The sequence below is a fragment of the Pseudorhodoferax aquiterrae genome (assembly GCF_014652235.1).
Taxonomy (GTDB): Bacteria; Pseudomonadota; Gammaproteobacteria; order Burkholderiales; family Burkholderiaceae_C; genus Pseudorhodoferax; species Pseudorhodoferax aquiterrae.
In genome coordinates this window covers 488,763-508,808 of record NZ_BMYK01000001.1, presented here as the reverse complement: position 1 = coordinate 508,808, position 20,046 = coordinate 488,763, and the positions used below count along the sequence as shown (strand labels likewise).

Genomic DNA, 20,046 nt, shown 5'->3' with positions numbered 1-20,046 from the left:
CCGGGGCTGCGGTTCCGTCGTCGGATGTGCGACGGAACCCCTGGCAGCCCCCTGCACGAGCTTCGCGCGCGCCCCCTTCGATGGTCGACCCCACCGGTCTTGCCCGTTCCCATCGAAAGGATTGCTGTGTCTTCTTCCTCCCTGTTCTCCGGCCTGTGGATTCCACTGGTCACGCCGTTCACGGCCGATGACCGCGTCGACCACGCCGCGCTGGCCGCACTGGTGCGCGACCTGGCCGGCCGCGGCGTGGCCGGCTTCGTGCCCTGCGGCAGCACCGGCGAGGCCGCCGCGCTGACGGCCGACGAGCAGCTCGCCGTGCTGGACACGACGCTGGCCGCGGCCGGCGGCCTGCCCGTGCTGATGGGCGTGGGTGGCTACCGGTTGCAGGGCGTGCGCGCCCAGCTGCAAGCCGTCTGCACGCGGCCGGTGGCCGGCGTGCTGGTGGCCGCGCCTTACTACATCCGGCCCTCGCAGGAAGGGCTGCTGACCTGGTTCCGCACCCTGGCCGATGCCAGTCCGGTGCCGCTGGTGCTCTACGACATCCCCTACCGCACGGGCGTGGAGCTACGCCTGGAGACGCTGCTGGCGCTGGCCGCGCACCCGCGCATCCAGGCGGTCAAGGACTGCGGCGGCGACGCGGGCAAGACCGCTGCGCTCGTCGCCGACGGCCGGCTCGCCGTGCTGGCCGGCGAGGACGCGCAGATCTTCGGCAGCGTGGCGCTGGGCGCCAGCGGGGCGATCGCGTCCAGCGCGCACCGGCACACCGAGCGCTTCGTGCACGTGATTGAACGCCTGCAGGCCGGCGCACTGGCCGAGGCGCGGGCGCTCTGGCAGCCGCTGCTGCCCTGGGTGCAGGCCGTGTTCGGCGAGCCCAATCCGGGGCCGATCAAGGCCTTGCTGGCCGAGGCCGAACAGATGGAGGACCGCCTGCGTGCGCCGATGACGCCGGCTTCCGCAGCGCTGCGCCAGCGCCTGCGTGCGCTGGAGGACGGCCTGCTCAGCCGCCCGTGACGGGCGGGAAGAAGGCGACTTCGGCGCCTTCGTGCAGCGCGGCAGCCTCGTCCTGCATCTGCTGGTCCACGGCCACGCGCACGGCGCGGCCCCGGGCCAGCAGTTCGGCATAGGCCCCGCCGCGCGCGAGCAGTTCGTCGCGCAGGGCGCCGACGGTGGCGGCCTCGGTGTGCACCGCCTCCTGGCCCAGGCCCAGGCCTTCGCGGATGGAGGCGAAATAGCGGATGGACAGCTTCATCCCCAGAGGTCCTCGAAAGGCAGGAAACGCACGGTGTCGCCGCGCGCGATCGGCTGGCCGGCCGGGGTGTCGACCAGGCCATCGCCCCAGGCCACCGAGGTCAGCACGCCAGAGCTCTGGTTGGGAAACAGTTCCAGCGCACCGTCGGCGTTGCGGCGCGCGCGCAGGAACTCGCGGCGCCGGTCGGCGCGCTTCCAGTCGAAGGCGGCCGGCAGGTGGACGGCGGTGGGCGCCGTGCGGGCGGCGCCCTGCAGCTGCAGCACAAAGGGCCGCACCAGCATCAGGAAGGTGACCAGGCTGGACACCGGGTTGCCGGGCAGGCCGATGAAATGGCAGGCCGCGCCAGCGGCGCCAGGAAGCGACCCGTAGGCGAAGGGCTTGCCGGGCTTGATCGCGATCTGCCAGAGCTCAAGCCGGCCGAGCGCCTGTACGGCGGGCTTGACATGGTCTTCCTCGCCGACCGAGACGCCGCCGCTGGTCAGCACCAGGTCGTGGCCCTGCGCCGCGCTGTGCAGCGCCTCGGTGGTGGCATCCAGCCGGTCCGGCACGATGCCCAGGTCGCTGACCTCGCAGCCCAGGCGCAGCAGGAGCGCGCGCAGGAAGAAGCGGTTGGAGTTGTAGATCGCGCCGGGCCGCATCTGCGCCGGCGGCACCTCATCCGGCATCACGAGTTCATCGCCGGTGGAGAACAGGGCCACGCGCGGGCGCCGCGCGACCGTGAGCTCCGCCAGGCCGATGCTGGCCGCCAGGCCCAGCGCGGCCGGCGTGAGCCGCGTACCGCGTGCGAGCACGGTGGCGCCCAGCGCCACGTCTTCGCCGGCACGGCGGATGGCCAGGCCCGGCGTGGGCGCGGTGCGCACCTGGATGCGGCCGTCGCCCCGCAGTTCGCAGTCTTCCTGCATGACCACGGCGTCGGCGCCCGCGGGCACGGGCGCTCCCGTGAAGATGCGCGCGGCCGTGCCGGCAGCAAGCGCGGTGCCCGTGCTCCCCGCCGGGATGCGCTGCGACACGGGCAGCACCGTGCCCGCGGCGGGCACGTCGGCACAGCGCAGCGCGTAGCCATCCATGGCGCTGTTGTCCAGCGGCGGCACCTGCAGGCCGGACACCGCGTCGCGCGCCAGCACGCGGCGGTCGGCGTCGAAGGTGGACACGGTTTCGGGGGCGGCCAGCGGCGCAGCGTAGCCCAGCAGCTGGGCCAGGGCTTCGTCCAGGGTCTTGAGCGTGGCGGCGGGTGTGTTCATGGAGCGTCGTCGGGGCGGAGGGCGAACAGCCCGGCATTGTCGGCCAGCCAGCGGGCCAGCGCCGGCACGTCGTTCAGATCCAGCACCGGGCAGGGGGGCGCGGGCTGGAGCGCGGCCGGCGCATCGGTCAGCACGGCGCGCACGTGCGGGTCTTCGGGATAGCGCGCGGGGCGCTGCTCGCCGGCGCGGCGCAGTTCCAGGCGCGGCAGGTCCTCGTGCTTGAAGCCTTCGACGAGCACCCAGTCCGATGGCTGGCGCAGCTCGGCGATGAGGCCGCGCGCGGTGGGCGCCTGCTCGGTCGCGTACTCGCGCAGCAAGGCCAGCCGGCGGTCCGAGGCGATCACCACCTCCTGCGCACCGGCCTCGCGGTGGCGCCAGCTGTCCTTGCCGGGCGTGTCGATGTCGAAGCCATGGTGCGCGTGCTTGACGACCGAGACCACCTCGCCGCGCGCTTTGAGCAGCGGAATCAACCGCTCGATCAGCGTGGTCTTGCCGGCACCGGAGTAGCCGGCGAAGCCCACGACCCTCATGCGCAGTGTTCGGCGATGTAGCGCTTGATGACGTCCGCGTCGGCCGGCACGCGCTGCACGCGGCGCGGCAGGTTCTCGATGCCGTCGAATTTGGCGGGCCGCTCGGGCGCGCGGCCCAGGGCTTCGACGATGGTCTCGGCGAACTTGATCGGCAGCGCGGTCTCGAGCACCACCATGGGCACGCCAGCGCTCAACTGCTCGCGCGCGACCTTGAGGCCGTCGGCCGTGTGCGTGTCGATCATCTGGTTGAAGCGCGCCCAGGTGTCGCGGATGGTCGCGAGCCGGTCGGCATGCGTGCTCTTGCCGCTGGCGAAACCGAAGCGCGTGGCCGCCTGCGCGAACAGCGGATCGGCCGACAGGTCGAAGCGCCCGGTCTGCGCCAGGCCCGCGCCGAACAACGCTGCCGTGCGGGCACCGTCGCGGCCCAGCAGGTCGAACACGAAGCGCTCGAAGTTGGACGCCTTGGAGATGTCCATCGACGGGCTGGAGGTCTCGTGCGTGTCGGCGCTGCCGCGCACGCGGTAGACGCCGGTGCGGAAGAACTCGTCGAGCACGTCGTTCTCGTTCGTGGCAACGACCAGTTTGGCGATCGGCAGGCCCATCATGCGCGCGACATGGCCGGCGCAGATGTTGCCGAAGTTGCCCGAGGGCACCGTGAAGCTGACGTGCTCACCCTCGGCCTTCGTGGCCTGGAAGTAGCCCGCGAAGTAGTAGACCACCTGGGCCAGCAAGCGCGCCCAGTTGATCGAGTTGACGGTGCCGATGCGGTACTGGCGCTTGAACGCGAGGTCGTTGGAGACGGCCTTGACGATGTCCTGGCAGTCGTCGAACACGCCGTCCACGGCCAGGTTGTGGATGTTGGCGTCCTGCAGGCTGAACATCTGGGCCTGCTGGAACGGGCTCATGCGGCCGTAGGGCGAGGTCATGAAGACACGCACACCCTTTTTGCCGCGCATGGCGTACTCGGCCGCGCTGCCGGTGTCGCCGCTCGTGGCGCCCAGGATGTTGAGTTCCTCGCCGCGCCGGCCCAGTTCGTACTCGAACAGGTTGCCGAGCAGCTGCATGGCCATGTCCTTGAAGGCCAGCGTGGGGCCGTTGGACAGGGCCTCGAGGAACACGCCGTCTTCGAGCGGGCGCAGCGGCACGATGGCCTCGGTGCCGAAGACCTCGCGCGTGTAGGTCTTGGCGCAGAGCGCCTGGAGGTCGGCGGCCGGGATGTCGTCGATGTAGAGCGACAGGATCTCGAAGGCCAGCTCGGCGTAAGGCAGCTGGCGCCAGCGCGCCAGCGTCGCCGCATCGACCTGCGGGTAGTGCTCGGGCAGGTACAGGCCGCCGTCGGGCGCCAGGCCTTCGAGCAGGATCTCGCAGAAGCGCTTGCGGTCCGGGTGGCCGCGGGTGGAGAGATAGCGCATCAGTTGAGCTCTTCCTTGCGGATGCGCGTGATCGGCGCCAGCACCGTGGGCAATGCCTGCATCTTGGCGATGGCCGCGTCCATGCGCGCTTCCTGGCAGTCGTGCGTGAGGATGATGAGGTCGGTCTGCGTGGAGCCCTCGCCGCCCACGTCGTCGGCCTCGCGCTGCAGCACGGCGTCGATGCTGATGTCGGCCTCGGCCAGCAGGCCCGTGACCTTGGCCAGCACGCCGGCCTGGTCGGCCACGCGCAGGCGCAGGTAGTAGCTCGTGACCACTTCGCCCATGGGCAGCACCTGCAGGTCGCTCAGCGCGTCGTGCTGGAAAGCCAGGTGCGGCACGCGGTGCTCGGGGTCGGCCGTGGCCAGGCGCGTGATGTCGACCAGGTCGGCGATCACGGCACTGGCGGTCGGCTCGCTGCCGGCGCCCTTGCCGTAGTACAGCGTGGTGCCCACGGCATCGGCCTGCACGACCACCGCGTTCATCGCACCCTCGACATTGGCGATCAGGCGCTTGCTCGGCACCAGGCTGGGGTGCACGCGCAGCTCCACGCCCTTGTCCACGCGCTTGGTGATGCCCAGCAGCTTGATGCGGTAGCCCAGTTGCTCGGCATAGCGGATGTCCTGGGCCGACAGCTTGGTGATGCCTTCCACGTAGGCCTTGTCGAACTGCACCGGGATGCCGAAGGCGATGGCCGACATGATGGTGGCCTTGTGCGCGGCGTCCACGCCCTCGATGTCGAAGGTCGGGTCGGCCTCGGCATAGCCCAGGCGCTGGGCTTCCTTGAGCACCACGTCGAAGTCCAGCCCCTTGCTGCGCATCTCCGACAGGATGAAGTTGGTGGTGCCGTTGATGATGCCGGCGATCCACTGGATGCGGTTGGCCGTGAGGCCCTCGCGCAGCGCCTTGATGATGGGGATGCCACCGGCCACGGCGGCCTCGAAGGCCACGATCACGCCCTTGGCCTGGGCCGCGGCGAAGATCTCGGTGCCGTGCACGGCCAGCAGCGCCTTGTTGGCCGTGACCACATGCTTGCCGGCCGCGATGGCCTCCAACACGAGCTGCTTGGCGATGCCGTAGCCGCCGATCAGCTCGACCACGATGTCGATGGCGGGGTCGGCGATCACGGCGCGCGCATCGGCCACGACCTGGATGTCGCTGCCGACGATCTCGCGCGCGCGCTCGACGTTCAGGTCGGCCACGGTCGCGATCTCGATGCCGCGGCCGGCGCGGCGCCGGATCTCCTGCTGGTTGCGCGCGAGAACGTGGAAGACACCGCTGCCGACGGTGCCGATGCCCAGAAGGCCGACCTGGATGGGTTTCATGCGAGAGCCGCTTGTGCGGTGGAGGGAGAAGAAACGGAATGGCGTTTGCGGTACTGCTCGAGGAAGGCCGCGATGCGGCCGATGGCCAGGCGCAGGTCGTCCTCGTGCGGCAGGAACACGATGCGGAAGTGGTCGGGCGAAGGCCAGTTGAAGCCGGTGCCCTGTACCAGCATGACCTTGGTCTCCTGCAGCATCTCGAGGATGAACTGCTGGTCGTCCTCGATCGGATAGACCTTGGGGTCGAGCCGCGGGAACATGTACAGCGCGGCGCTGGGCTTGACGCAGCTGACGCCCGGGATCGCCGTGATGAGTTCGTAGGCCAGGTCGCGCTGGCGGCGCAGGCGGCCGCCCTCGCGCACGAGGTCCTTGATGCTCTGGTAGCCGCCCAGCGCGGTCTGGATCGCCCACTGGCCCGGCACGTTGGCGCACAGGCGCATGTTCGAGAGCATGTTCAGGCCCTCGATGTAGTCGCGCGCAGGCTTCTTGTCGCCCGAGACCACGAGCCAGCCGGCACGGTAGCCGCAGCTGCGGTAGCTCTTGGACAGCGAGTTGAAGGTCAGCGTGAGCACGTCGTCCGACAGGCTGGCGATGGCCGTGTGCTTGACGTCGTCGTAGAGCACCTTGTCGTAGACCTCGTCGGCGAACAGCACCAGGCCGTGCTCGCGCGCGATGGCCACGAGGGCCTTGAGCAGTTCGTCCGAATACAGCGCGCCGGTCGGGTTGTTCGGGTTGATGACCACGATGCCCTTGGTCTGCGGCGTGATCTTGGCGCGGATGTCGTCGAGGTCGGGCATCCAGCCATTGGCCTCGTCGCAGCGGTAGTGCACGGGCGTGCCGCCGGACAGGCTCACCGCGGCCGTCCACAGCGGGTAATCAGGTGCGGGCAGCAGCAGTTCGTCGCCGTCGTTGAGCAGCGCGTTGGTGGCCATCACGATGAGCTCGCTGGCGCCGTTGCCCAGGTAGATGTCGTCCAGCGTCACGCCCTTCACGCCCTGTTTCTGGGTCTCGTGCATGACCGCCTTGCGCGCCGCGAAGATGCCCTTGCTGTCCGAGTAGCCGGCCGAGTTCGGCAGGTTGCGGATCATGTCCTGCTGGATCTCTTCGGGCGAATCGAAACCGAACACCGCCAGGTTGCCGATGTTGAGCTTGATGATCTTCTGGCCCTCTTCCTCCATCTGGCGCGCCGCGTCCATGATGGGGCCGCGGATGTCGTAGCAGACGTTGGAAAGCTTGGCGGATTTCTGGACGGTCTTCATGGAGTCCTCTGGTGCACCTCGTGCCTGCGGCGGCTTGCGCAACATCCCCACCGGCGCGCCTGTTGGAGCGAAAACCTATAATTTGACCACAGTTCGCGGCAATTCCCGGCCCGCACATCTCCCCTCCCCCATGAAGCTGCAGCCCGACAAATCCAACGTCCAGACCATCACCGCCCTGGGGCCGGGCTGGATCGGGGTGCAGGCCGATCGCATCGAGCACAGCGTGGTCATCGGCTCGCGCGGCCAGCGCGACGCCTGGCCTTGCACGCGCTTCGAGGACCTCACGGCAGAGCACTTCGCCCAGCTGGCCGAGATCGATTGCGAGGTGGTGATCTTCGGCAGCGGCTCAAGGCTGCGGTTTCCGCAGGCCGCCTGGCTGCGCCCCCTCATGGCCAAACGCATTGGGGTGGAGACCATGGACACGGCCGCCGCTTGCCGCACCTACAACATCCTGGCCCAGGAAGGCCGCGATGTGGTGGTCGCATTGCTGTTGGAGCCGGCGGTGTGACGCATGCACACCGCTGCCGCACCCCTGTAACAAGGGAGCGCGAAAAGCATTTTCAGGGTAAAATCAAAGGTTGCCGCGCGGGCTGCACAGTCCCTCATACCCGCGGCTGTCGACCACTTTCCGACTCCCGAGATTCAAACATATGGCGATCGTTGTCAACAAACTCATCCCTGAATTCGAAGCCAACGCCACGGGCGGCGTGAAAGTCTCCAACACCTCCCACCTGGGTCAAGTCCTGGTGCTGTACTTCTACCCCAAGGACAACACGCCCGGTTGTACCACCGAAGCCATGCAGTTCCGGGACAAGTACAAGGACTTCGTGAAGGCCGGTGCCACGGTCTTCGGTGTCTCGCGCGACAACATGAAGTCGCACGACGAGTTCAAGGCCAAGCTGGAATTGCCCTTCGAACTGATCGCCGATACCGAAGAGAAGATGTGCCACATGTTCGGCGTGGTCAAGAACAAGATCATGTACGGCAAGAAGGTCAAGGGTATCGAGCGCAGCACCTTCCTGATCGGTGCCGACGGCACGCTGCAGCAGGAATGGCGTGGGCTCAAGGTGCCGGGCCATGTGGACGAAGTCCTGGCGGCCGTCAAGGAGCTCAAGACGACCGTCTGACCATTGCGGTCATCGGCGCGCAGGGCTGTCACGGGGGTCATGCATAATGGTTTCATGCCCCTAGGAGACGCTCCTCGCGCATCCCACCAAAAAGCCGCCCTGGCGACCGGGCGGCTTTTTTGTTTTTGCTCCTTCCCAGGAAACACGAAGCCCCATGCCTCTGCCCCCGCCCCCCGCAAAGCGCGCTGCCACCCTGTCTCCTGATGCTTTCGACGCGCCCGCACGCGCCACGTCCAAACCGGCGCGGGTCGCACGCGCGCGGTTCACCGAAGCAGCTTCGGACGAGCCGCTGCACACGCCGCGCGAAGCGCAAGACGAGGCACCTGTCGCAGTGCTGCGCGACACCGGCGCAGCCATCGACGCACCCGTGATGCGCGAGACGGCGGATGCACCGCCGCCACGCGCACGCCGCCAGGCCGTCGCCGACACGCCGGCCCCGGCACCGGTCCGCAAACGCAAGCCGGCCAAGGCCACGGGCCCGTCCAAACTCTTTGTGCTCGACACCAACGTGCTGATGCACGACCCGATGTGCCTGTTCCGCTTCGAGGAGCACGACATCTACCTGCCGATGATCGTGCTCGAGGAGCTCGACGGCCACAAGAAGGGCATGAGCGAAGTGGCGCGCAACGCGCGCCAGACCAGCCGCACGCTCGACGCCTTGGCCGGTGTGCCGAACGCCGACATCGCGGTGGGCCTGCCGCTGGACGCCACGGGCCACCGCGAGGCTGGCGGCAAGCTGTTCTTCCAGACCCGTCCGCTCGACGACAAGCTGCCCGCGGCTCTGCCGCAGGGCAAGGCCGACAACCAGATCCTGGGTGTGGTGGACGCGCTGCGCCGCGAGCATGCGCCGCGCGAGGTGGTGCTGGTGTCCAAGGACATCAACATGCGCGTCAAGGCCAAGGCCCTGGGCCTGGCCGCCGACGACTACCAGAACGACAAGACCCTGGAGGACGGTGAGTTCCTCTACTCGGGCGCGCTGGCGCTGCCGCCCGACTTCTGGGCCAAGCACGGCAAGACGGTGGAAAGCTGGCAGCAGGGCCAGCACACCTTCTACCGCATCGCGGGCCCCATCGTGCCCAGCCTGCACATCAACCAGTTCGTCTACTTCGAAGCGCCCGGCGAGCCCAGCCTGTATGCGCGCGTGACCGAGATCCGTGCCAAGACGGCGGTGCTCAAGACGCTCAAGGACTTCAACCACCTCAAGAACGCCGTCTGGGGCGTGACCACGCGCAACCGCGAGCAGAACTTCGCGATGAACCTGCTGCTCGACCCGGAGGTCGACTTCGTCACGCTGACCGGCAACGCCGGCACCGGCAAGACGCTGATGGCGCTGGCCTCGGGCCTCACGCAGGTGCTGGACGACCGCCGCTACACCGAGATCATCATGACGCGCGCCACCGTCAGCGTGGGCGAGGACATCGGTTTCCTGCCCGGCACCGAGGAAGAGAAGATGGGCCCCTGGATGGGCGCGCTCGACGACAACCTCGAGGTGCTGGCCAAGACCGAGACCAGCGCCGGCGAATGGGGCCGCGCGGCCACCAACGAGCTGATCCGTTCGCGCATCAAGATCAAGAGCATGAACTTCATGCGCGGCCGCACCTTCCTGAACAAGTACGTGATCATCGACGAGGCGCAGAACCTGACGCCCAAGCAGATGAAGACGCTGATCACGCGCGCGGGCCCCGGCACCAAGATCGTCTGCATGGGCAACCTGCAGCAGATCGACACGCCCTACCTCACGGAGGGCTCGTCGGGCCTGACGTTTGCGGTGGACAAGTTCAAGGGCTGGCCGCACAGCGGCCACATCACGCTGGCCCGCGGCGAGCGTTCGCGCCTGGCGGACTTCGCGAGCGAAGTGCTGTAGGCCGCAGAGGGCTCAAGCGTCCAGCTTGAGCCCCTTGGGCAGCGGGAACTTCAGGGTTTCCTGCACGCCGTCCATCTTGCGGACCGTCTGTGCGCCGAGCGCACGCAGGCGTTCGATCACCTGCTGAACCAGCACGTCCGGGGCCGAGGCGCCGGCCGTGAGGCCCACGCGCGGCCGGCCTTCGAACCACTCGGGCAGCAGCTCGTCGGCGCTGTCGACCATGTAGCTCTCGGTGCCGAGCTTCTTCGCGAGCTCGCGCAGCCGGTTGCTGTTCGAGCTGGTGGGGCTGCCCACGACGATCAGGATGTCGACCTGCGGGCTCAGCACCTTGACGGCATCCTGCCGGTTCTGCGTGGCATAGCAGATGTCCTGTTGCTTGGGCTCGCGCACGTTCGGAAAACGCGCCTTGACCGCGGCCGCGATCTCGGCCGCGTCGTCCACCGACAGCGTGGTCTGCGTGACCACCGCCAGCCGCTCGGTCTGGCCCGGCTGCACGCGCGCCACGTCGGCCACGTCCTCGACCAGGTGGATGCCGCTGTCGAGCTGGCCCATCGTGCCCTCGACCTCGGGGTGCCCCTTGTGGCCGATCATGATGAACTCGAAGCCTTCCTTGTGCAGCTTGGCCACCTCCACGTGCACCTTGGTCACGAGCGGGCAGGTCGCGTCGAAGATGCGGAACCCGCGCCGCTCGGCCTCGCGCTGCACTTCCTTGCTGACGCCATGGGCGGAAAACACCAGCGTGGCGCCGGGCGGCACCTCGTCGAGTTCCTCGATGAAGATCGCGCCGCGCGACTTCAGGTCGTTGACCACGTAGGTGTTGTGCACGATCTCGTGGCGCACGTAGATCGGCGCGCCGAACTTGGCTAGCGCGCGCTCGACGATCTCGATCGCTCGGTCCACGCCGGCACAGAAGCCGCGCGGCTCGGCCAGCACGATCTCGTTCACATCCGCCATCTCAAAGCACCCCGATCAGCTGGACCTCGAAGGTCACGGGCTGGCCCGCCAGCGGGTGGTTGAAATCGAACTGCACGGCCGTGTCCTTCAGCGCGATGACGGCGCCCGCGTAGCTGCCCGTGCCGTCGGGCGTGGGGAACTGCACCACGTCACCGACGCTGTACTGCTCGTCCGGGTCGCCGAGTTGGGCGAGCAGGTTGCGCGCCACCCACTGCTGCATGTCGGGATTGCGCTCGCCGAAGGCCGCGCCGGCAGGCAGATCGAACTGCGTGTGCGTGCCCTCGGCCAGGCCGAGCAGGCGCTGCTCGACGGCCGGCGACAACTCGCCAGCGCCCAGCGAGAGCGTGGCCGGCTTGCCGCCGAAGGTGTTGATGATGTCGCCGCCCGGGCCGGCCAGCCGGTAGTGCAGGGTCAGGAAGGAGCCGGGTTGCACCACGGGCGCGGCGGCGGAATCTGGGGTCATGGGGAGCCTCGATAAACTGGGCGCCATTGTAAAAACCCGGCCCGCCGGGTCCCCGCCATGGCGCTGAAAGACCTTCCCACCGATGCCCAGCCGCGCGAAAAGCTGCTGGCGCGCGGGCCGCAGGCGCTGGCCGATGCCGAGCTGCTGGCCCTCCTGCTGCGCACCGGCATCCAGGGCAAGAGCGTGCTCCGCATGGCCGACGAACTGCTCGCGCCGCCCCCGCAGGGTTTCGGCGGCCTGGCAGGGCTGCTGCACGCAAGCGCCGCCGACCTCCGCCGCATCAAGGGCCTGGGCCCGGCCAAGCGTGCCGAGCTCGTGGCCGTGCTCGAACTCGCCCGCCGGGCGCTGGCCGAGCAGCTGCGCGAACGCCCGTTGTTCGCCGCGCCGCAACAGGTCAAGGACTACCTGCAACTGCAACTGGCCAGCCGCCCGCACGAAGTCTTCGCGGTGGTCTTCCTGGACAGCCAGCACCGTCTCATCGCGCTCGAGGAACTGTTCCGCGGATCGCTGGCCCAGGCCCACATCTATCCGCGCGAGGTGGTGGTGCGCGCGCTGGCCCACCACGCCGCCGCCGTCGTGCTGGCCCACAACCACCCGAGCGGCTGCGCCGAGCCTTCGCGCGCCGACGAACTGCTCACCCAGCAGCTCAAGGCCGCGCTGGCCCTGGTCGACGTGCGCGTGCTCGACCACGTGATCGTGGCGCCGGGCCAGGCCTTGTCGCTAGCGGAACGGGGGCTGCTGTGAAAGCCCGCTCGCTGCAGGACCTGGCGGCCATGCGCGGCCACCTCGCCGAACAGCAGCGCCTGGCCGCCGCGCGCGAGGCCGCGCGCCGCGAAGCGCAGCGCCGCGCCGAGGCCGAGCGCAACCTGTTCGCCAACGCCGCCGGACCGGTGGTGCCGCTGCGCCAGCCGGTGCGCGCGCGGCTGACGCCCGAGCAGCCCGCGCCGATCCCGGTACAGCAACAGCTCGACGAGCAGCGCGTGCTGCTGGAGAGCCTCAGCGACGAGTTCGACGCCACCACGCTGCTGGACGTGGACGACGCCATGAGCTTTCGCCGCCCCGGCATCGGCCTGGACGTCACGCGTCGCCTGCGCAAGGGCGAGTGGAGCCTGCAGCGCGAGCTCGACCTGCACGGCATGCGCCGTGAGGACGCGCGCGAGGCCTTGTCCGCCTTCATCCGCGAAGCCCACCGCCAGGGCCTGCGCTGTCTGCGCGTGGTGCATGGCAAGGGCCTGGGCTCACCGGGCCGCGTGCCGGTGCTCAAGTCCAAGGTGCAGGCCTGGCTGATCCAGAAGCAGGAAGTGCTGGCCTTCGTGCAGGCCCGCGCCGACGAAGGCGGGGCCGGCGCGCTGGTGGTCCTGCTCAAGCCGCAGTCCTGAGCGCAAGACGGCGGGCGCCACGCCGAACGGCGTCACCGGGACGGGTCGGCCGGGCGCGCTTCCGCCAGGATCGTCTGCGCGAGCAGCGCGATGGGCTTGTCGACCATCTTGCCGTCCACCGTGACCGCTCCCAGCGGCCCGGCCGCCAGCGCCGCGACCACGCGCTCGGCCCAGGCCACCTCGGCGGCTGTCGGCGCAAAGCCCTCGTGCACACCCGCCACCTGCTTGGGGTGGATGCAGAGCTTGGCGCCGAAGCCGAAGCGGCGTGAACGGCGCACGTCGCTGTCCAGCTGCGCGGCGTCGTCGATGGCCACGGACACACCATCGATGGGCGCGGCGATGCCGGCCAGGCGCGACACCAGCACCAGCTGCGTGCGCACGGCGTGCATCTCCTCACCCTCGCCCTGGATGCCCGAGTCGGACATGAAGTCCACGGAGCCGAAGGCCAGCCGCAGCACGCGCGGCACGCGTGCGATGGCTTGGGCAGCGAACCACCCGGCCACGGTTTCCACGAGCGGGATCAGCCACTGGTCCTGGCGCAGCCGGGCGGCCAGCTGCGCCAGGCCTTCGGCGTCCTGCGCCTTGGGCACCATCAAGCCGCGCACCATGGGTGCGGCGAGCAGGCTGCAGTCCTCGGCGTGCCAGGCTGTGTCGGCGGGATTGATGCGGACCCAGACCGGCTGGCGCGCCTGCGCCAGCCATTGGCGCACGGCCTCGCGGGCGTGCGGCTTGCGCTCCGGCTGCACCGCGTCTTCCAGGTCCAGGATCACACCATGGGCGCCGCTGGCCATGGCCTTGTCGAAGCGCTCGGGCCGGTCACCGGGCACGAACAGGTAGCTGCGTTCTTGCATCCTCAAGTCTGCCTTTCATCGATTGCATACAGAAAAAATGTCGACTCCATCACATTCGTCTGGGCCGGGCGCCAATCGAACACCAAATTCTGCACAAAAGTAATCCGCATGCTTTTGTATGCTTCGGCTACTTTTTGCGCACCACCGGAGATATCGATGAACCTGCACAGCGTCCTGGCCACCGTGGCCCTTTCCGCGTCTCTCACCGCCCCCGCCGGCGCCACCGTCGTCCAGGGCACGATGACGCCAACCAACTACTTTTCCGGCTACATGGGCGAGATGACGGGGGTCACGACCGTATCCGGCACCGAGACGCTGCCCGATACCCTGTTCGCCATCTGCATCGAACACTCGGCGCAGTTTCCGGGTTGGACCACCGCCTACCAATACACGCTGACCGACTCCTTTGCGCCCTTCCTCAAGAACCCGGGCACGATCGACATGGCCACGGCGCTGCTGCATTACGTGATCGACGGCTACTACGCCTCCCTGATGCATGGCGACTACGGAAGTGCCGCCGGCTACGGCCTCAACCTGGCCGTCTGGCAGGTGACCAACTTCGACGGCACGCAGGCCAGCATGGGCATCAAGCCCAACCAGTACGACAGCGATCCGAACGGCTCCTACGCGCTGTACACCATCATCATGGAGGACGTGAACGACAACTTCGCGTCCATATCGCCCAACTACCGCTCGACCGACTACGAGATCCGCTTCCTGCAGCAAAACGATTCCGACACCCAGTCGTTCGCCATCATCACGGATCGCGACAACGAAGTGCCCGAGCCTTCGTCGCTGGCACTGCTGCTGGCCGGCGGCATCGGCCTGGCGGCCCGCGCACGGCGCAAGTACCAGGCCTGAGCCAGGCCGCGCACGCACCACCGTGCGCTCAGCGGCCGCCATCGGCGGCCCGCGCCGACAGCCGGGCGCGCAACAGCGCCACGCAGCACAGGCCAGTCGGCATCGCCAGCGCCAGATAGCCCGCGCGGTAGGTCCCGAACAGGGCCGACAAAGCCCCGAACACCGGTGGCCCCAGCACCACCCCGAAGAACGTGAACGCCAGCGTGCCCCCCGTGGCCACGCCGGCCAGGCCGGGCGGCGCCTGGCGTGCCACCTCGGCCAGGTACACACCGTTCCAGCCGATCGCCGAGGCGCCGAACACCACCAGCACGGCCAGCACCAGCCACTGCGGCAGGGCGGGCGAGAGCCAGGCCGTGGCCGCGCTGCCGAGCGCCATCACGGCGGCCAGCAGCGCCAGCATGCGGCGCGCGCCCATGCCGCGGTCGGCCACCCATCCCCACAGGATGCGCCCCACCACGCCACCCAGCTGCGCGAGCGAGAGCGCCAGCCCCGCCGCCACCAGGCCGTAGGCCAGACCTTCGTTGAGGTAGGTCACGAGGTAGGTGGTCAGCGACAGCTGGGCGATCGAGAACACGAAGGAGCAGGCCGCCAGCATCTTGAGTGCCGGATGCCCCAGCACCAGCCGGATCGGCTGCGCGAGATTGCCCAGCGCCATGGGCTTGTCGGCCTGCCGGTCGGCATCGAGCTCGGCCCGCAGCGGCTGGGCGATGACCGCGCAGCCCAGGTTGGCCGCAGCCGAGGCCAGCAGCGCGCCCTGCCAGCCCAGCAGCAGCATCATGCTGGGGACCAGCGCGCCGGCCAGCATGCCGCCCAACGGCACGCCGGTCTGCTTGACCGAGAACACCAGTGACATGCGGTGCGCCGGCGTGCTCTTGCTGAGCAGGTGCGAGCTCGACGGCGTGATCGGCCCGTAACCCAGACCGATCAGCACCGCGCCGACGGCACTGGCGGCCGGGTGCGGCACGGCGCACAGCGCCAGGCCCGCGGCGCACAGCACCAGGCCGCCCTGGCTCACGCGGATCGCACCGAACCGGGCCACGGCCGCGCCTGCCGCCAGGCTCGCGGCCATGGCGCCGGCATAGACCAGGGCCACGTAGACCCCGACCAGTGCGGCCGATACACCGAGCGCCGGGGCCACCACGGGCGCCATGACCGGCAGGGTCAGCAAGGCCATCGACACCATGGCCTGCACGGCCAGCGTGATGGCCAGGGTCATCCGGGGACCGGTCATCGTTGTTCTTCCATGGGCGCCGACTGTAGCGGGCGCGCGGTGCACGCCCTGACCCGCGCCAGACTCAGCGCCCCTTCGCAACCCGGCCCAGCACTTGCGCCAGCGCGCCCGCTTGTCCCTGCTCGATGCCCAGCACCGCGTCGAGGATGTGGTCGGCATGGGCGCGGTCGACCGCGCGTGCGGCGTTGTCGTGGAACTTGGCCACGATGTCGGCATTGGCGATGGGCCGTCCCGCCGCGCCGCGGTTGATGGGCTCGTGGTGGCGCAGCGTGCGGCCGTCGGCCAGCTCGACGATGACCTCGCCGCCGAAGTAGCGCGGGAAGTCGGCCTCCGGGTCGCTCTGGCATTCGACCAGTGCAGCGATGCGCAGGGTCTCGGGGTCCTGCCAGGCGGCCGGATCCAGCGCGTCGAGCGTGAAGCGGCCAAATCGCAGGCCCGTGGCCACCGAGTACGGCACGCTGAACTGCGCATCGTAGGCATTGGCCGGGCGCAGCTTCTTCTCGATCGGCTCGCAGACGGCCTTCATCGCGCCCGTGGGCACGCGCGCCACGATGCGCCGGATCGGCGCGCCGCCCCAGTCCCTGGACAGGAGGCTGGCCGCGTCGGCGAAAGCATGCGTGAAGTGGCAGGCCGGCACCGGCTTGACGGCCACGTTCATGATCTCCCAGACCCGGCCCAGCCCTGCCGTGACCATGGACAGGTCGGCCTTGGCCAGCAGCTCGGCCCCCAGGTGGCTCGCGTACAGACCGAAGCGCCCCTCGTACGCCGCGCCGGGACCGACGAAGCCGTGCTTGCCCAGGGTGGCCGCGGTGATGCCGCCGGCCGCGCCCCAGCCTGGGTGCAGACGCTTCGTCCAGGCGCCGTCTTCCAGGCATTCGAGGCTGCCCGAAGCCACCGACAGCGCGATGCCCTGGGCGTCGACCAGCTGCCGCTCGCCGAGGCGCAGCAGCCGGCCGGCCGCCAGCGTGCAGCCGAAGGTGCCGACCAGGCCGGTCGGGTGGAAGCCGATCTGGTGGAAGCCGCTCTTCGCCGCCGCGCCGATGCGCGTGGCCGTCTCCATGCCCAGCACGTAGCCCGCCAGCAGATCGCTGCCGCGGCTGCCCAGGCGCGTGCCCAGGCCAAGCACGGCCGGCAACACCGAGGTGGTGGCGTGGATCACGCCGGCCGGGTGCGTGTCGTCGTAGTCCAGCCCGTGGATCAAGAGCGCGTTCATGACCACCGCATCGCGCAGCGGCAGGTTCTGGCCGCAGCCGATCACGGGCACGTCGCCGCCGGGGCCGGCCAGCTCGCGCAGGCCGGCCAGCGTGGTGCGGGCGAAGTCCCATTGCGTGGACGCCAGGCCGATGCCCAGCGCGTCCAGCATCAGGTGCGCGGCGCGCTCGCGCACTTCGACGGGGACGGCATCGAGCGTGAAGCCCGTGGCGAAGGACGCCAGTTCGGAGGAGATCGTCGCCATGCCGTCAATCCACCTTGGCGCCGGAGAGCTTGACGGCCAGCGCCCATTTGTCGATCTCGCTCTGGATGTACTTGGCGAACTCGGCCGGCGTCATGACGGCCGCTTCGGCACCCAGACCATTGAGTTGCTCGCGCACGTCCGGCGCGTCCCGCCAGTTGGCCGCCAGTGCCTTGTGCAGCGTCTCGACGATCTCCTTGGGCGTGCCCTTGGGCGCAGCGATGCCGACCCAGGCGGGCGCCACGAAGTTGCCCAGGCCCGCCTCCGCCATGGTCGGCACCTCCGGCGCGGCCGCATTGCGCTTCTCGCTGGCCACGGCCAGGATGCGCAGCTTGCCCGTGCGCATGTGCGGCAACAGCGCGGGCCCGGTGTCGATCATGGTGTTGATCTGGCCTCCGACCAGGTCGGTCACCGCCGCCGGGCTGCCCTTGTAGGGCACGTGCACGAGGTCGATGCCCAGCGAGTGCTTGAGCAGTTCCATGGTCAGGTGGCTGGTCACGCCGCTGCCACCCGAACCGAAGTTGATCTTGCCCGGCGCGGCCTTGGCCTGCTGCACGAACTCGGCCGCGGTCTTGGCCGGGAAGTTCGGGTTCACGGCGAGGAACAGCGGCACCACCGACAACAGGCTGATGGGCTCGAAGTCCTTGAGCGGGTGGTAAGGCAGCCTAGCGTACAGGCTGGGGTTGATGGCCATGGTGCCGCTCGAACCCACGACCAGCGTGTAGCCGTCCGGTGCGGCCTTGGCCACGGTTTCCGAACCGATGATGCCGGCGGCGCCCGGCTTGTTGTCCACGATCACGGGCTGGCCCAGCGTGTCCTGGAGCTTTCTGGCGGCCGTCCGCGCGATGAGGTCGGTGGCCTGGCCCGGCGGGAAGCCCACGACGAGCCGGATCGGCTTGTCCGGGTAGGCGGCCAGCGCCAGGCTGGCGCCCAGGCACAGGCAGGCGGCCACCAGGGCCTTGCGAACAGCGTTCATGTCTTGTCTCCTTCGGGTTTCGGAATGGGCCGCGCTCAGTCGCCGACGCCGTGCCCACGCTTGGGGATCAGCGACATGCGGATGAACTCCATGACCTGCACACCCTTGTGGTTCAGCCCGCGCGTGCGCGTGGTCACGATGCCCTGGGTCGGCCGGCTCCTGGACTCGCGCACCTCCAGCACCTCGGACTCCGCGTACAGCGTGTCGCCGCAGAACACCGGCGCGGTCAGCTTGATCTCCTTCCAGCCCAGGTTGGCGATGGCTTTCGCGCTGATGTCGTTGACCGTCATGCCCAGCACGATGGCCAGCGACAGGCCGCTGTTGACCAGCAGCTGGCCGAACTCGCTCTGCGCCGCGAAGTGCACGTCGCAGTGCATGGGGTGGGCGTTCATCGTGATCAGCGAGAACTGGATGTTGTCGTTCTCGGTGATGGTGCGGCCGGGCCGGTGCTCGTAGATGTCGCCGACCTGGAAGTCTTCGAGGTAGCGGCCATAGGAGGCACGGTAGCGCTGGGGGCTGATTTCAATGGCGGTCTGCATGGGGAAGGTCTCCAGAAAGTGGCTGTCGTCATACGCGGTGCCGGTCCACCAATTGCTTGGCGATGACCTGGCGCAGAATCTCGTTCGTGCCTTCGCCGATGCACATCAGCATGGCGTCGCGGTAGTAGCGCTCGATCTCGTACTCCACCGCGTAGCTGTAGCCGCCGAAGATGCGCATGGCCTGCTGCGCGCATTCGGCGCCGGCCTCCGAGCCCGCGAGCTTGGCCATCGCGGCCTCCAGGTCGCAGCGCTCGCCGCGGTCGTACCTGGTGGCGGCCTGCTGCAGCAGCAGCTTGGCGCCCTCCACCTGCGTGGCCATGTCGGCCAGCTTGAGCTGCATCGCCTGGTGCTGCCAGATCGGCTTGCCGAAGGCCTCGCGCTCCTGGGCATAGCGCAGCGCATGCTTGAAGGCGCCCTCGGCGATGCCGGCACCGCGTGCGCCCACGTTGATGCGGCCCAGTTCCAGCCCGCCAGCGGTCTGCACGAAGCCCTTGCCCTCGACGCCGCCGACCAGCTGGCCCACCGGCACGCGGTAGTCCTCGAACGTGAGCTCGCAGGTGTCGATGGCGCGGTAGCCCATCTTCTTGAGCTTGCCCACCACGTTGAAGCCCGGCCCCTTGTCGGCGATGAGCAGGCTCATGCCCTTGTGGCGCGGCTCGGCCTGCGGATCGGTCTTGACCAGCAGCAGCGTGCCGTGGCCGTGCATGCTGTTGGTGATCCAGGTCTTGCTGCCGTTGACGACGTAGTGATCGCCCTCGCGCCGGGCCACCGTGCGGATGGCCTGCAGGTCCGAGCCGGCGTTGGGCTCGGTCAGGCCGATGCTGCCGCGGTATTCCCCGCTGGCCATGCGCGGCAGGTAGGCGCGCTTTTGTTCCTCGGTGCCGTGGCGCTCGATGGCCGCGGCCATGATCAGGTGCGAGTTGAAGATGCCCGAAGGCGCCATCCAGACCGAGGCCACCTTGATCACGATCTGCGCATAGGTCCAGGCCGACAGGCCCAGGCCGCCGTATTCCTCGCCGATGGTGGCGCCGAACAGGCCCAGCTGCTTCATCTGCTCGACGATCTCGTGCGGGTACTCGTCGGCCAGGTCGTACTTGCGGGCCACGGGCCGCAGTTCCTTCTCGGCCCAGGCCTCCACCGCGTCCACGAAGGCGCTGTCGTCCGCCGCGCCGCGGCTGTCGTTCTTGCTCATGCTCTGCCCTTGTCCACTGTGTGCATGTCCGCGCTCGAATGGAGCGCACCATTTGGCATTCTTTTCTATTATTGTCCGGACATTATTAAGTCACTGCCGACACGCTGTCAACGCGGTGCCAGGCACGAACTGGTGCAGACTCCCGC

21 protein-coding genes are annotated in these 20,046 nt (G+C 69.1%); 7 read left to right on the top strand and 14 right to left on the bottom strand.

Annotated features, from left to right (window positions below):
* The first annotated feature begins 126 nt into the window (after positions 1-126).
* A complete protein-coding gene (gene dapA / locus IE209_RS02410) occupies positions 127-1,011 on the top strand; it encodes a 4-hydroxy-tetrahydrodipicolinate synthase (protein ID WP_229882655.1) in 885 nt (294 codons plus the stop codon).
* On the opposite strand, the gene moaD is transcribed toward dapA, so the two are convergent.
* Genes moaD through IE209_RS02380 form a run of 6 tightly spaced genes read right to left on the bottom strand, consistent with a single transcriptional unit; the run spans position 998 to position 7,010 of the window.
* Positions 998-1,249 (bottom strand): molybdopterin converting factor subunit 1, encoded by a 252-nt coding sequence (moaD, locus tag IE209_RS02405; RefSeq protein ID WP_189685415.1) that lies wholly within the window; start codon positions 1,247-1,249, stop codon positions 998-1,000. The two genes, dapA and moaD, sit on opposite strands and share 14 nt — an antisense overlap.
* Positions 1,246-2,490: a molybdopterin molybdotransferase MoeA gene (locus IE209_RS02400; RefSeq protein ID WP_189685414.1), complete on the bottom strand. Its 1,245-nt coding sequence runs from the start codon at positions 2,488-2,490 to the stop codon at positions 1,246-1,248. Before IE209_RS02400 ends, moaD begins: the two co-directional genes overlap by 4 nt.
* A complete protein-coding gene (gene mobB / locus IE209_RS02395; RefSeq protein WP_189685413.1) occupies positions 2,487-3,020 on the bottom strand; it encodes a molybdopterin-guanine dinucleotide biosynthesis protein B in 534 nt (177 codons plus the stop codon). The genes IE209_RS02400 and mobB overlap by 4 nt, the downstream gene beginning before the upstream one ends.
* Complete coding sequence (gene thrC, locus IE209_RS02390; protein WP_189685412.1) at positions 3,017-4,432, bottom strand: threonine synthase; 1,416 nt, start codon at positions 4,430-4,432, stop codon at positions 3,017-3,019. The genes mobB and thrC overlap by 4 nt, the downstream gene beginning before the upstream one ends.
* A complete protein-coding gene (locus tag IE209_RS02385) occupies positions 4,432-5,754 on the bottom strand; it encodes a homoserine dehydrogenase (RefSeq protein ID WP_189685411.1) in 1,323 nt (440 codons plus the stop codon). Before IE209_RS02385 ends, thrC begins: the two co-directional genes overlap by 1 nt.
* The gene (locus IE209_RS02380) at positions 5,751-7,010 is read right to left on the bottom strand and encodes a pyridoxal phosphate-dependent aminotransferase (protein ID WP_189685410.1); all 1,260 of its coding nucleotides are present in this window, start codon (positions 7,008-7,010) and stop codon (positions 5,751-5,753) included. Before IE209_RS02380 ends, IE209_RS02385 begins: the two co-directional genes overlap by 4 nt.
* A gap of 130 nt (positions 7,011-7,140) precedes the next feature.
* On the opposite strand from IE209_RS02380, the gene IE209_RS02375 reads away from it, so the two are divergent.
* From IE209_RS02375 to IE209_RS02365, 3 genes are all read left to right on the top strand, one after another.
* Positions 7,141-7,518 (top strand): Mth938-like domain-containing protein, encoded by a 378-nt coding sequence (locus IE209_RS02375; protein ID WP_189685409.1) that lies wholly within the window; start codon positions 7,141-7,143, stop codon positions 7,516-7,518.
* A 142-nt stretch (positions 7,519-7,660) separates the two neighbouring features.
* The gene (locus IE209_RS02370) at positions 7,661-8,137 is read left to right on the top strand and encodes a peroxiredoxin (protein WP_145545125.1); all 477 of its coding nucleotides are present in this window, start codon (positions 7,661-7,663) and stop codon (positions 8,135-8,137) included.
* A 154-nt stretch (positions 8,138-8,291) separates the two neighbouring features.
* A complete protein-coding gene (locus IE209_RS02365) occupies positions 8,292-10,001 on the top strand; it encodes a PhoH family protein (protein WP_189685408.1) in 1,710 nt (569 codons plus the stop codon).
* Positions 10,002-10,013: 12 nt separating this feature from the next.
* On the opposite strand, the gene ispH is transcribed toward IE209_RS02365, so the two are convergent.
* On the bottom strand, positions 10,014-10,955 hold the full coding sequence (ispH, locus tag IE209_RS02360; protein WP_189685407.1) for a 4-hydroxy-3-methylbut-2-enyl diphosphate reductase: 942 nt from the start codon (positions 10,953-10,955) through the stop codon (positions 10,014-10,016).
* A 1-nt stretch (position 10,956) separates the two neighbouring features.
* The gene (locus IE209_RS02355) at positions 10,957-11,418 is read right to left on the bottom strand and encodes an FKBP-type peptidyl-prolyl cis-trans isomerase (protein WP_189685406.1); all 462 of its coding nucleotides are present in this window, start codon (positions 11,416-11,418) and stop codon (positions 10,957-10,959) included.
* 57 nt (positions 11,419-11,475) lie between these two features.
* Here IE209_RS02355 and radC point away from each other — a divergent pair, with 57 nt between their 5' ends.
* Both radC and IE209_RS02345 read left to right on the top strand, forming a co-directional pair.
* Entirely contained in the window at positions 11,476-12,162 is a 687-nt protein-coding gene (gene radC / locus IE209_RS02350; protein WP_189685405.1) for a RadC family protein, read from the top strand.
* Positions 12,163-12,191: 29 nt separating this feature from the next.
* Complete coding sequence (locus tag IE209_RS02345) at positions 12,192-12,797, top strand: Smr/MutS family protein (RefSeq protein WP_189685495.1); 606 nt, start codon at positions 12,192-12,194, stop codon at positions 12,795-12,797.
* A gap of 32 nt (positions 12,798-12,829) precedes the next feature.
* On the opposite strand, the gene IE209_RS02340 is transcribed toward IE209_RS02345, so the two are convergent.
* The gene (locus tag IE209_RS02340) at positions 12,830-13,648 is read right to left on the bottom strand and encodes an HpcH/HpaI aldolase/citrate lyase family protein (RefSeq protein WP_189685404.1); all 819 of its coding nucleotides are present in this window, start codon (positions 13,646-13,648) and stop codon (positions 12,830-12,832) included.
* A 156-nt stretch (positions 13,649-13,804) separates the two neighbouring features.
* Here IE209_RS02340 and IE209_RS02335 point away from each other — a divergent pair, with 156 nt between their 5' ends.
* Positions 13,805-14,509, top strand: a complete 705-nt coding sequence (locus IE209_RS02335) for a PEP-CTERM sorting domain-containing protein (RefSeq protein WP_189685403.1) — start codon at positions 13,805-13,807, stop codon at positions 14,507-14,509.
* 28 nt (positions 14,510-14,537) lie between these two features.
* On the opposite strand, the gene IE209_RS02330 is transcribed toward IE209_RS02335, so the two are convergent.
* The 5 genes from IE209_RS02330 to IE209_RS02310 all read right to left on the bottom strand — a co-directional run bounded on the left by IE209_RS02330 (position 14,538) and on the right by IE209_RS02310 (position 19,900).
* Entirely contained in the window at positions 14,538-15,740 is a 1,203-nt protein-coding gene (locus IE209_RS02330; protein WP_189685402.1) for an MFS transporter, read from the bottom strand.
* 64 nt (positions 15,741-15,804) lie between these two features.
* A complete protein-coding gene (locus tag IE209_RS02325) occupies positions 15,805-17,196 on the bottom strand; it encodes an MmgE/PrpD family protein (RefSeq protein ID WP_189685401.1) in 1,392 nt (463 codons plus the stop codon).
* Between the two features lie 4 nt (positions 17,197-17,200).
* On the bottom strand, positions 17,201-18,169 hold the full coding sequence (locus IE209_RS02320) for a Bug family tripartite tricarboxylate transporter substrate binding protein (RefSeq protein ID WP_189685400.1): 969 nt from the start codon (positions 18,167-18,169) through the stop codon (positions 17,201-17,203).
* Between the two features lie 35 nt (positions 18,170-18,204).
* Complete coding sequence (locus IE209_RS02315; protein ID WP_189685399.1) at positions 18,205-18,708, bottom strand: MaoC family dehydratase; 504 nt, start codon at positions 18,706-18,708, stop codon at positions 18,205-18,207.
* A 28-nt stretch (positions 18,709-18,736) separates the two neighbouring features.
* The gene (locus tag IE209_RS02310) at positions 18,737-19,900 is read right to left on the bottom strand and encodes an acyl-CoA dehydrogenase family protein (RefSeq protein ID WP_189685398.1); all 1,164 of its coding nucleotides are present in this window, start codon (positions 19,898-19,900) and stop codon (positions 18,737-18,739) included.
* Between the last annotated feature and the right edge of the window lie 146 nt (positions 19,901-20,046).